Raw genomic sequence first — 9,940 nt, forward strand, 5'->3', positions numbered from 1 at the left:
ATGACATGACGGTTTATTTTATTGGCGCGGGTCCGGGCGACCCGGAGCTTTTGACCAAGAAGGCCGAGCGGGTGATCGGGGAATGCCCGGTGTGCCTTTATGCCGGTAGTCTGGTGCCGGCTGAGGTGGTGGGCTGTGCGCCAGAAGGGGCGCTTGTGATGGATACCGCGCCGATGACGCTGGATGACACGCATGGCGTGATCAAGGAGGCGCACGCCAAGGGGCAGGATGTGGCGCGGGTGCATTCGGGCGATCCGTCGCTTTACGGGGCGATTGCCGAGCAGATCCGCCGCCTTCGCGCCGATGGAATTGATTACCAGATCATTCCCGGTGTGCCTGCCTATGCCGCCGCTGCCGCTGCTTTGGGTCAGGAATTGACCGTGCCGGAGATTGGGCAATCCATCGTGCTGACCCGGGTGAGCATGAAATCCACCTCGATGCCCGAAGGCGAAACGCTTGAGAATTTTGCGCGGACGGGCACGACGCTGGCCATCCATCTGGGGGTGCGCGCCCTGCGGGAGATCGAGCGGGTTCTGACGCCTTACTATGGCGCAGACTGCCCGGTGGTGGTGGCCTATCGGGTGGGTTGGCCGGACCAGATGTTCATCCGGGGCACGCTGAGCGATATTCGCCTGAAGGTGCGGGATGAGAAGATCACGCGGACGGCGCTTATTCTGGTTGGGCCGGTTCTGGGGCAGATCAGCGAGTTCACCGAAAGCGCGCTTTACGATCCCGCGATGCCGCATGTCTTGCGACCGAAAGCCACGGAACGCGTTTAATCCGTGCGGCGGTGACAATCGTCATTGGCCGGTCATAGTTAATGCCTATGGTGGTTGTCCGAACAAAGGGAATGGATGCCATGATTACGGTATTGCCGGATGACATACAGGCGGGGTTGGATCAGGCGCGCAAGCGCGCTCTCAAGCGATCCAGCCGTTTGGCGCTTGAGGCCGGGAACCAGCGATTGAAGGTCTTGCGTCTGTCAGACAATGGTTTTGCCGTTGACGCGGCACAGGCCCCGCATTTGCGGGGTTTGGTGGATTTGTATGACGGGACGCGGCACCTTTCGCGCTGCCTGATCGTGGCCTCGGAAGAAGAAGGCGGCGAGATTCGCTATGAGGTGAAGCAGATGACGGCTGCTGCGGATGAACAACCCTTGGATTATGAGCGTGCCGAGAATGCGCCGGTGGGATTGATCGAAAACTACGGCTGAGGTTAGTTGGCTGCCCCCATGGCGTCTTGATTAATGCGGTTGTGGATAGCGATCACGCGGCGGGGCCACGTGGATTTGATATAGGCCAGCACCTCGAGAATCTCCTGATCTGACAGGATGCCGCCGAACCCCATCATGTTGCTTTTGTAGCCATTGCCGACGATGGCCTCGGTACCGTGCTTGGTGATCATGAAAAGCTGTGTGTCGGGATGGTGCCATGTGTGGCCGGTTTCATCATGGGGTGGCGCGGGCAGGTAGCCATTTTCGTCACGGTCGCGCCAGTTGTCTTCGCCTTCTAGGCCTGCGCCGTGACAGGCGGCGCATTGGGCTTGATAAATGGCTTGTCCGTTTTCGATGGCGGCTGCATCGGTGTAGGGCAGGAGGCCAGCCGGGGCCTCGGCCCAGAGGGGCGAGGCGAGAAGGCAAAGAGCGAGGGCGAAGCGTTTCATGCGGATTCCGGCGTGGTTGATGCTTGGATGGCAGCATCGCGCGCTGGCGGGCCAATGCAAATCACCCTTGCGTGAGGGCATCGCCACTGGACGCCGGGCGATAGGGGATTTACCTGTGGGACAACAGGAGGCCGCACTTATGACCACCAAACCGTCTTTGACACTTTACCTGGCCGCGCCGCGCGGGTTTTGCGCCGGTGTGGACCGGGCGATCAAGATCGTTGAGATGGCCCTGCAGAAGTGGGGCGCGCCGGTTTATGTGCGCCATGAGATCGTGCACAACAAATACGTGGTGGATGATCTGCGCGACAAGGGCGCGGTGTTTGTCGAGGAGTTGGAAGACTGCCCCGATGACCGGCCGGTAATTTTTTCCGCCCATGGCGTGCCCAAGGCGGTGCCTGCCGAGGCGGCGCGGCGCGAGATGCTTTTCGTCGATGCGACCTGCCCCTTGGTGTCAAAAGTGCATATTGAGGCCGAGCGGCACCATGAGAATGGCCTTCAGATCGTGATGATCGGCCATGCGGGCCACCCTGAAACCATTGGGACCATGGGGCAGTTGCCCGAGGGCGAGGTTTTGTTGGTGGAGACCGTGGCGGATGTAGCGGGCTTGAATGTGCGCGACCCTGACAAGCTGGCCTTTGTGACGCAAACCACCCTGTCGGTGGATGATACGGCGGATATCGTGGCCGCCTTGCAAGAGCGGTTCCCGGCGATCAAGGGGCCGCATAAGGAAGACATTTGTTATGCCACCACCAACCGGCAGGAGGCGGTGAAGGCCATGGCCCCTAAGGCCGATGCGATGCTGGTGGTGGGCGCGCCAAACTCGTCGAACTCCAAGCGGCTGGTCGAGGTGGGGGCCAAGGCGGGCTGCAATTATTCGCAATTGGTGCAGCGCGCGGGCGATATTGATTGGCGGGCTTTGGAGGGGATTTCGAGTATCGGGATCACCGCCGGGGCCTCGGCCCCCGAGGTGTTGGTGAACGAGGTGATCGACGCCTTCCGCGAAAGGTATAATGTGACCACGGAAGTGGTTGAAACGGCGCAGGAGAACGTGGAGTTCAAGGTGCCCCGTGTAATGAGAGAGGCATCATGAGCTTGCAATTTTTGTTGACCGCCCTTGTGGTGGTCGTGGCCCCCGGCACTGGGGTGATTTACACTTTGGCCGTTGGATTGGGTCAGGGGCGGCGTGCGGCGATCATGGCCGCCGTTGGCTGTACCTTTGGGATCGTGCCGGCGCTTTTGGCCGCCGTGCTGGGGCTGGCGGCGATCATGCATACCTCGGCCTTGTTGTTTCAGATCGTCAAATTCGCCGGTGTGGCCTATCTGTTGTATCTGGCGTGGCAGATGTTGCGCGATGAAGGCGGTGTTGCTGTGCGCGCCGAGACGCAGGCCGGGGCGGATTGGGCGATTGTCCGGCGCGGGGCTTTGATCAATATCCTCAATCCCAAGCTGTCGATTTTCTTTCTGGCGCTGTTGCCGCCGTTTTTGTCGGGCAACCCAGGGACCGCGACCGCCGAGATGCTGGCAATGGGCGCGGTGTTCATGGTGCTGACCTTTGTGGTTTTCGTGGGATACGGCGTCTTTGCCGCTGCTGCGCGGGACAAAGTGCTGTCCTCGCCGCGCGTGGTGCGCTGGATCAACCGCGGCTTCGCCGCCGTGTTCGCCGGGCTGGCGGCGCGGCTTGCCATGGAGAAGGCCACATGACGGCGGTGCCGCGCGCGCCTTTGATCCTGGGGCTGGCGGGGTTGACCCCGTTTGTCTGGGGGGCTTTGACCGTGCTTTTGCCGGGGCTGGCCGACTGGACGCTCGCCAATATCGGGGCGCGGTTTGTCGGGCCTTATGTGATGCTGTTTTACGGCGCGATCATTTTATCGTTCATGTCGGGTGTGTTGTGGGGCTTTGCCGCGCAGCTTGAAGGTGCGCAGGCGGCCACGGGCTATGCCCTGTCGGTGATCCCGGCGCTTTGGGCGTTTTTCATGACCGGCGGGGGGCCGACCAGTTCGGGGATTTCCCTGATGGTTGGGTTCATCGGTATTCTGGGGCTGGACTGGATGTTTTGGCACCATGGTGCGGCGCCTGCGTGGTGGATGCAGTTGCGGGTGCTGTTGACGGTGATCGTGGTGACCTGCCTTGCCATCGGGGTTTTCCTGTGAGCCAAGACGATGAAACGCTGGCCTATTATGGACGGGCGGCGGATGATTATGCCGAGCGCACGGCGCATTTGGATAAAGAGCCGGCGCTGGAGGCCTTCATCGCCGCTTTGCCCGAGGGCGCGCGGGTGTTGGACCTTGGCTGTGGCCCCGGGGTGATGGCCGGGCGCATGGCAGCGGAGGGGTTTTCGGTGCTGGCCACGGATGCGGTGCCGGAGATGGTGGAAATGGCCGCCGCGCGCCCGGGAGTGGAAGCACGGGTTGCGCGGTTCGATGAGATCGAGGGCGTGGCGGAGTTTGATGGCGTCTGGGCCAATTTCTCGCTTTTGCATGCGCCGCGCGGGGATTTGCCGGGGCATATGGCGCGCATCCACCGGGCGTTGCGCTCTGGGGGGCTGTTTCATATCGGGATGAAGGTGGGCGAAGGCGAAAAGCGCGATGAATTGGGGCGGCTTTATAGCTTTTTCACCGAAGCCGAATTGCGCGGGTTGCTGACGGATGCCGGGTTTTCCGTAATGGATGCAAGGCGCGGGCGCGAGGCCGGGATGACCGGCGTGCCTGAGGATTGGATAACGATTTTTGCGGAAGCGATTTAGGCATATGACAGATTTGACCCTCTATTCGATGCCCTCATCGGGCAATAGTTACAAGGTGCGGCTTTTGCTGGCGCTATTGGGGCAGGACTATCGCCATGTGCCGTGTGAAACCCAATCGGCGGAGTTGGAGCAGGCCAAGGCGGAGGGGCATTTGCCCTTGGGCAAACTGCCGGCACTGCATTTGGAGGATGGCACGGTTTTGTCGGAGTCGAACGCTATCCTGTGGTATCTGGCGGCGGGCAGCGAATGGGTGCCCGGTGATCCACTGACCCAAGCGCAAATGCTGGGCTGGATGTTCTTTGAGCAGAACCGGCATGAGCCGGTGGTGGCGGTGCGCGCCTCGCTCAATTCATACCCGCATCTCAAGGATCAGGCGGTGCCGCAGGTGATGGCGGAGCTTTTGGAAAACGGCCATGCCCTTCTGCAATTGATGGAGGATCATTTGCAGGGGCGGGATTGGTTCGCGGGGCAGGCCCCGAGCCTTGCCGATATCGCGCTTTATGCCTACACCCACACCGCCGGGACGCGGGGTGGTTTCGAGATGGACCGTTTCCCGGCCCTCAATGCGTGGTGCGCGCGGATGGCGGCATTGCCGGGATATGTGGGACTGTTCGATCATGCCTGAGCTTTTTGCTTATACCGATGGGGCCTGTTCGGGGAATCCGGGGCCGGGGGGCTGGGGTGTACTGTTGCAGGCCAAGGAAGGCGACAGCCTTGTCAAGGAGCGCGAGTTGCAGGGCGGTGAGGCGGAGACCACCAACAACCGGATGGAGCTTTTGGCGGCGATCAACGCGCTGGAAACCCTGAGCCGGGCCTCAAAAGTGACCGTGGTGACCGATAGCGCCTATGTGAAAAACGGTGTCACGGGCTGGATTCATGGCTGGAAGCGCAATGGCTGGAAAACCTCGGCCAAGAAGCCTGTGAAAAACGCGGAGCTATGGCAGAGGTTGGATGCCGCCCAAGCCCGCCATGATGTGACATGGGAGTGGGTCAAGGGTCATGCGGGCCACCCGGAAAACGAGCGCGCGGATGAATTGGCGCGCGCAGGGATGGCCCCTTTCAAGCCAAGCGCGCGGGCCGAATGAGCGCGCTGTCGCTTCTTGATTATGCCTCGGTGCTGATTTTCGCGCTGACCGGGGCCTTGGCGGCCTCGCGCAAGCAGTTGGATGTGGTGGGCTTTGCTTTTCTGGCCTGTCTCACGGCGGTGGGCGGGGGCACGTTGCGGGATGTCTTGCTGGATCGGAACCCCGTCTTCTGGATTGGCAACCCCGGTTATATCGGTATTGCCTGTGCGGCGGCGGCGGTGATTTTCGTCACCGCGCATTTGGCCGAAAGCCGGTATCGGTGGCTTTTGTGGTTGGATAGTTTTGCCTTGGCCGTGGCGGTGGCGGCGGGGGTGGCGGCGGCGCTGACCATGTTGCAGCCGTGGCCTGTCGTGGTGATCATGGGCATTTTGACCGGCTGCGCCGGTGGCTTGATGCGCGATGTGGTCTGTAACGAGGTGCCGCTGGTTTTGAAGCAAGGCGAGCTTTATGTTTCAGCCGCCTTTGCCGGGTCGCTTTTGGCGGCGGGATTGGCGGCAGCGAACAGTGAGATGACCTTGATCTTGGGCGGTTGCGCGGTACTGACTTGGGGATTGCGGGCCGGGTCGCTGGCTTTTGGCTGGCGCTTGCCGGTCTATCGAGCGCGTCCGCCGAAGGGCTGACGCCCTATTTCTTCTTCGCGGTCACGGTTTGGTAAATCCAGATCAGCAGGATCGCACCAAGCACTGCGCCGATGATCCCGCCCAGCACTCCGGCGATTGTCAGAACCACTTGAAGGATGAATCCGCCGATCAAGGCCCCGGCGATGCCGATGGCGATGGTTTTCAGCGGATCTGCCTTGATGTGCATGATGCGGGTGGCAAGGTAGCCCGCCACGGCCCCGATCACGATGAGGTAAAGCAGGTTCATCGTCTAGCGGCCCCGACGCCAATGGAAAGGCACGATGACAAGCGCCCCGATGGAGGAAATGATGGCATCCACACCGGGCGTGCCGAAGTTGAAGCCGAACATGATGCGGATGAAGTAAAACAGGAACGCCCCGCCGACGCAGATGATGATGGATTGCAGGTATCCATTGCGGGTGAAGCCCGATTTTTCGCTGATGTAGCCGACGATGCCGGCAATCACCACGGTGCCGAAGAGCCTTAGAAACAAGCGTCGTGCCTCCTGTTCAGGTCAGTTTGCTGCCTGCGGGCAGGGCCATGCCGCGCAGGAATGTTTCTGCATCCTGTGCGCCCTTGCCCGCCCGTTGCAAGCGCAAAAGGCGAATAGCCCCGTCACCGCAGGCTACGGTCAGAGTATCGTCAAGGATGTCGCCGGGGCTGCCTTGGCCCTCCGCAAGGGTGGAGGCGAGCAGTCTGATCCGCTGGCCGTCGGCCTCGGTCCAGGCGCCGGGGAAGGGGGAGAGGCCGCGGATATGGGCATCGACCTCGGCCGCAGGGTGGGTCCAGTCCACGCGGGCCTCGGATTTGTCGATTTTCTCGGCGTAGGTGACGCCGTCCTTGGGTTGGGGGTCGGGCGTGAGGCTGTCGAGGTCGGCAAGCGCATCGGTGATTGCCTCGGCCCCCATGGTGGACAGGCGGTCATGCAATTCGCCGGTGGTTTCCGTGGCTCCGATGGGAGTGGCGCGGCGAAGAAGCACGGGGCCGGTATCAAGGCCTGCTTCCATTTGCATGATGCAGATGCCGGTTTCCGCATCGCGCGCCATGATCGCGCGGTGAATGGGCGCGGCCCCGCGCCAACGGGGCAGAAGCGAGGCGTGGATGTTGAGGCAGCCGTGGGTGGGCGCATCCAGTACCGCTTGCGGCAGGATCAGGCCATAGGCCACGACGACGGCGACATCGGCATTGAGGGCAGCGAAGGCGGCTTGTTCCTCGGTGCCTTTGAGGCTGACCGGGTGGCGGACCTCAAGGCCCAGGTCAAGGGCGCGGGCGTGCACCGGGGTGGGGCGGTCTTTCTTACCGCGTCCGGCGGGGCGGGGCGGCTGGCAGTAGACGGCCAACACGTCATGGCCCGCGTCGATCAAAGCGTCGAGGACGGGAACCGAGAAATCGGGGGTGCCCATGAAGATCACGCGCATCGGTCAGCCCGCCTTTTTCGCTTTGCGCAGCAGCATGTCGCGCTTCACCTTGGAGAGGTGGTGAAAGTAGAGTTTGCCGTTCAGGTGGTCGATCTGGTGCTGCACGGAGGTGGCCCAGAGGCCGACCAGATCCCGCTCTTCCATCTCGCCTTGGTCATTGAGGAAGCGCACCGTCACCGCACGCGGGCGCTTGATGGTGGCCGAGACACCGGGAAGGTTGGGGCTGGCCTCCTCATGCGGGCGCAATTCGATGCTGGAATGCAGGATTTCGGGGTTGGCCATGCGGATGGCTTGGCCGCGCTCGGAACTGGCATCGACCACGGCGAGGCGCAAAGGCACGCCGATTTGCGGGGCGGCGAGGCCGACGCCGGGCATGGCCTCCATCGTGTCGATCATATCGGTCCAGATGGCGCGGATGTCGTCGGTGATGGCCTCAACCGGTTCCGCCACGGAACGCAGGCGTTTGTCGGGCCATGGCAGGCAGGGGCGAACGGCCATGATCAGGCCCTCGCCTTGGCCTGTTCGCGTTTCAGCTTTTGCATTTTGCGGGTGATCATCTGCCGTTTCATCGGGCCGAGGTAGTCGATGAACAGTTTGCCGTTGAGATGGTCGATCTCGTGCTGGACGCAGGTGGCCCAGAGGTCATCGAAGGTCTCGGATTGCTCGTTGCCGTCGCGGTCGATCCAGCGGACGTCGACGACCTTGGGGCGCTTCACTTCGGCGTATTGTTCGGGGATCGAGAGGCAGCCTTCTTCGTAGACGTTGGTTTCGTCCGATGAGGCCACGATTTCGGGGTTGAACATGACCAGCGGGCGGGGCGCTTCGCCCTCATCCTTGACGCAGTCGAGCACGATCACCCGGTCCATCACGCCGATCTGTGGCGCGGCAAGGCCGATGCCGGGCGCGTCATACATGGTTTCGAGCATGTCGTCGGCCAGTTTGCGCAGCTCATCCGAGATATCGGGCACAGGCGCGCAGAGTTTTTTCAGGCGCGGATCGGGGTGAATGAGGATCGGGCGTTTCATGGGGTGTCATTTAGGCGATTGATTCGTGATCCGCAACGGGCTTGCGCCTGCGATCTATTCCGATAGCTTGCCGGGAGCTTGAGGGAGGCAGACATGGATTTCGACCGCATCATCGACCGCCACAACACCCATTCGATGAAATGGGACATGATGGAAAAGATTTACGGCGTTCCCGCCAAGGACGGGATTTCGATGTGGGTGGCGGACATGGATTTTCAGCCGCCCAAATGCGTGTCGGACGCGGTGCAGGGCATGGTGGATCATGGGATCTATGGCTACTACGGCGATGACCGCAGTTATCTTGAGGCGATCGGCTGGTGGATGCAGGAGCGGCATGGCTGGGGCATTCACCCCGAGTGGGTTTTCACGACGCATGGGTTGGTCAACGGCACGGCGATGTGCGTGGACAGCTACACGCAGCCCGGTGATGGCGTGGTGTTGTTCACGCCTGTGTACCACGCCTTTGCCAAGGTCATTAACGCCTCGGGGCGACGGGTGGTGGAATGCCCCTTGGTCAATAACGCGGGCCGGTACGAGATGGATTTCGCCGCCTACGACGCGATGATGGATGGCAGCGAAAAGATGGTCATCCTGTGTTCGCCGCATAACCCCGGCGGGCGGGTTTGGAGCCGCGAAGAACTGCAAGGCGTGGCGGATTTCGCCAAGCGGCATGATCTGGTGCTGGTCTCGGATGAGATTCACCATGATCTGGTCATGCCGGGGCAGACACATCTGCCGATGAGTTTGGTGGATGACAGTATCATGGACCGGTTGGTGATGATGACCGCGACCACCAAGACCTTCAACATCGCAGGCAGCCATTCGGGGAATGTGATCATCCCTGACGAGGCATTGCGCGCCAAGTTCGGCGCGCGGATGGCCGCGCTTGGGTTGTCGCCCAATTCCTTTGGTTTGGTGATGGCTGAAGCCGCCTATAGCCCCGAGGGGGCGGAATGGGTTGATGCGCTTGTCACCTATCTGGATGGCAACCGGAAGGTGTTTGATCAGGGGGTGAATGGCATCCCCGGTCTGGCCTCTATGTCGCTTGAGGCGACCTATCTGGCGTGGGTTGATTTTTCCGGAACGGGGATGGAGATGATCGAGTTTACCCGGCGCGTGCAGGAGGGCGCACGGATTGCCGTGAACCATGGGCCGACCTTTGGGGCGGGTGGTGAAAACTTCCTGCGGTTCAATATCGCCACACCTCGCGCGCGGGTTGAGGAAGCTGTTGAACGTTTGCAGAAGGCCTTTGCAGACCTGCAATAAGGCGCAACGAAAAACCGGGGCGCGTGGCCCCGGTTTTTGCCTTAGTCTTGCCGTTCGTAGTTGCTTTCGCGGTCCGCTGGCATTTCGCGGGGCGGACGGCCGATCACATCCTTGAGGT

16 protein-coding genes are annotated in these 9,940 nt (G+C 61.6%); 10 read left to right on the forward strand and 6 right to left on the reverse strand.

The window, feature by feature from the left end:
- Window positions 1-5 precede the first annotated feature (5 nt).
- Window positions 6-779, forward strand: coding sequence for a precorrin-4 C(11)-methyltransferase (cobM, locus tag QZ498_RS05065; protein ID WP_294620648.1), 774 nt, complete (start codon window positions 6-8; stop codon window positions 777-779).
- Window positions 780-859: 80 nt separating this feature from the next.
- Complete coding sequence (locus tag QZ498_RS05070) at window positions 860-1,213, forward strand: hypothetical protein (RefSeq protein ID WP_294620649.1); 354 nt, start codon at window positions 860-862, stop codon at window positions 1,211-1,213.
- 2 nt (window positions 1,214-1,215) lie between these two features.
- On the opposite strand, the gene QZ498_RS05075 is transcribed toward QZ498_RS05070, so the two are convergent.
- Window positions 1,216-1,662, reverse strand: coding sequence for a c-type cytochrome (locus tag QZ498_RS05075; protein WP_294620650.1), 447 nt, complete (start codon window positions 1,660-1,662; stop codon window positions 1,216-1,218).
- A gap of 139 nt (window positions 1,663-1,801) precedes the next feature.
- Between QZ498_RS05075 and ispH the strand changes: the two genes are divergently transcribed.
- From ispH to QZ498_RS05110, 7 genes are read left to right on the forward strand one after another with little or no spacing between them, the layout of a single operon-like run.
- Complete coding sequence (gene ispH, locus QZ498_RS05080) at window positions 1,802-2,755, forward strand: 4-hydroxy-3-methylbut-2-enyl diphosphate reductase (RefSeq protein WP_294620651.1); 954 nt, start codon at window positions 1,802-1,804, stop codon at window positions 2,753-2,755.
- Window positions 2,749-3,366, forward strand: coding sequence for a LysE family translocator (locus QZ498_RS05085; protein WP_294620664.1), 618 nt, complete (start codon window positions 2,749-2,751; stop codon window positions 3,364-3,366). Before ispH ends, QZ498_RS05085 begins: the two co-directional genes overlap by 7 nt.
- Window positions 3,363-3,815: a DUF3429 domain-containing protein gene (locus tag QZ498_RS05090; RefSeq protein WP_294620652.1), complete on the forward strand. Its 453-nt coding sequence runs from the start codon at window positions 3,363-3,365 to the stop codon at window positions 3,813-3,815. The genes QZ498_RS05085 and QZ498_RS05090 overlap by 4 nt, the downstream gene beginning before the upstream one ends.
- Window positions 3,812-4,408, forward strand: coding sequence for a class I SAM-dependent methyltransferase (locus tag QZ498_RS05095; protein WP_294620653.1), 597 nt, complete (start codon window positions 3,812-3,814; stop codon window positions 4,406-4,408). Before QZ498_RS05090 ends, QZ498_RS05095 begins: the two co-directional genes overlap by 4 nt.
- A 4-nt stretch (window positions 4,409-4,412) precedes the next feature.
- Entirely contained in the window at window positions 4,413-5,033 is a 621-nt protein-coding gene (locus QZ498_RS05100) for a glutathione S-transferase family protein (protein ID WP_294620654.1), read from the forward strand.
- Window positions 5,026-5,493 (forward strand): ribonuclease HI, encoded by a 468-nt coding sequence (gene rnhA / locus QZ498_RS05105; RefSeq protein ID WP_294620655.1) that lies wholly within the window; start codon window positions 5,026-5,028, stop codon window positions 5,491-5,493. The genes QZ498_RS05100 and rnhA overlap by 8 nt, the downstream gene beginning before the upstream one ends.
- Window positions 5,490-6,113 carry a trimeric intracellular cation channel family protein gene (locus QZ498_RS05110; protein ID WP_294620656.1) on the forward strand — a complete coding sequence of 208 codons (624 nt, stop codon included), beginning with the start codon at window positions 5,490-5,492 and terminating at the stop codon, window positions 6,111-6,113. Before rnhA ends, QZ498_RS05110 begins: the two co-directional genes overlap by 4 nt.
- Before the next feature lie 4 nt (window positions 6,114-6,117).
- Here the strand turns inward: QZ498_RS05110 and QZ498_RS05115 are convergent, their stop codons facing one another.
- From QZ498_RS05115 to def (QZ498_RS05135), 5 genes are read right to left on the reverse strand one after another with little or no spacing between them, the layout of a single operon-like run.
- On the reverse strand, window positions 6,118-6,360 hold the full coding sequence (locus QZ498_RS05115; RefSeq protein ID WP_294620657.1) for a GlsB/YeaQ/YmgE family stress response membrane protein: 243 nt from the start codon (window positions 6,358-6,360) through the stop codon (window positions 6,118-6,120).
- Window positions 6,361-6,363: 3 nt separating this feature from the next.
- A complete protein-coding gene (locus QZ498_RS05120; RefSeq protein WP_294620658.1) occupies window positions 6,364-6,606 on the reverse strand; it encodes a hypothetical protein in 243 nt (80 codons plus the stop codon).
- A 16-nt stretch (window positions 6,607-6,622) separates the two neighbouring features.
- Complete coding sequence (gene fmt / locus QZ498_RS05125; protein ID WP_294620659.1) at window positions 6,623-7,531, reverse strand: methionyl-tRNA formyltransferase; 909 nt, start codon at window positions 7,529-7,531, stop codon at window positions 6,623-6,625.
- 3 nt (window positions 7,532-7,534) lie between these two features.
- Window positions 7,535-8,029 carry a peptide deformylase gene (gene def, locus QZ498_RS05130; RefSeq protein ID WP_294620660.1) on the reverse strand — a complete coding sequence of 165 codons (495 nt, stop codon included), beginning with the start codon at window positions 8,027-8,029 and terminating at the stop codon, window positions 7,535-7,537.
- Window positions 8,030-8,031: 2 nt separating this feature from the next.
- The gene (gene def / locus QZ498_RS05135; RefSeq protein WP_294620661.1) at window positions 8,032-8,556 is read right to left on the reverse strand and encodes a peptide deformylase; all 525 of its coding nucleotides are present in this window, start codon (window positions 8,554-8,556) and stop codon (window positions 8,032-8,034) included.
- A gap of 93 nt (window positions 8,557-8,649) precedes the next feature.
- Between def (QZ498_RS05135) and QZ498_RS05140 the strand changes: the two genes are divergently transcribed.
- Window positions 8,650-9,822 carry a MalY/PatB family protein gene (locus tag QZ498_RS05140; RefSeq protein WP_294620662.1) on the forward strand — a complete coding sequence of 391 codons (1,173 nt, stop codon included), beginning with the start codon at window positions 8,650-8,652 and terminating at the stop codon, window positions 9,820-9,822.
- Window positions 9,823-9,940 lie beyond the last annotated feature (118 nt).

The sequence above is a fragment of the uncultured Roseovarius sp. genome (assembly GCF_913057115.1).
Classification (GTDB): Bacteria; Pseudomonadota; Alphaproteobacteria; order Rhodobacterales; family Rhodobacteraceae; genus Roseovarius.

Coding starts and splice junctions, on each gene's coding strand:
- rnhA (WP_294620655.1), top strand. CDS start 5,026: ATGCCTGAGCTTTTTGCTTATACCGATGGGGCCTGTTCGGGGAATCCG.
- QZ498_RS05100 (WP_294620654.1), top strand. CDS start 4,413: ATGACAGATTTGACCCTCTATTCGATGCCCTCATCGGGCAATAGTTAC.
- fmt (WP_294620659.1), bottom strand. CDS start 7,531: ATGCGCGTGATCTTCATGGGCACCCCCGATTTCTCGGTTCCCGTCCTC.
- def (WP_294620661.1), bottom strand. CDS start 8,556: ATGAAACGCCCGATCCTCATTCACCCCGATCCGCGCCTGAAAAAACTC.
- cobM (WP_294620648.1), top strand. CDS start 6: ATGACGGTTTATTTTATTGGCGCGGGTCCGGGCGACCCGGAGCTTTTG.
- def (WP_294620660.1), bottom strand. CDS start 8,029: ATGGCCGTTCGCCCCTGCCTGCCATGGCCCGACAAACGCCTGCGTTCC.
- QZ498_RS05140 (WP_294620662.1), top strand. CDS start 8,650: ATGGATTTCGACCGCATCATCGACCGCCACAACACCCATTCGATGAAA.
- QZ498_RS05115 (WP_294620657.1), bottom strand. CDS start 6,360: ATGAACCTGCTTTACCTCATCGTGATCGGGGCCGTGGCGGGCTACCTT.
- QZ498_RS05090 (WP_294620652.1), top strand. CDS start 3,363: ATGACGGCGGTGCCGCGCGCGCCTTTGATCCTGGGGCTGGCGGGGTTG.
- ispH (WP_294620651.1), top strand. CDS start 1,802: ATGACCACCAAACCGTCTTTGACACTTTACCTGGCCGCGCCGCGCGGG.
- QZ498_RS05075 (WP_294620650.1), bottom strand. CDS start 1,662: ATGAAACGCTTCGCCCTCGCTCTTTGCCTTCTCGCCTCGCCCCTCTGG.
- QZ498_RS05110 (WP_294620656.1), top strand. CDS start 5,490: ATGAGCGCGCTGTCGCTTCTTGATTATGCCTCGGTGCTGATTTTCGCG.
- QZ498_RS05070 (WP_294620649.1), top strand. CDS start 860: ATGATTACGGTATTGCCGGATGACATACAGGCGGGGTTGGATCAGGCG.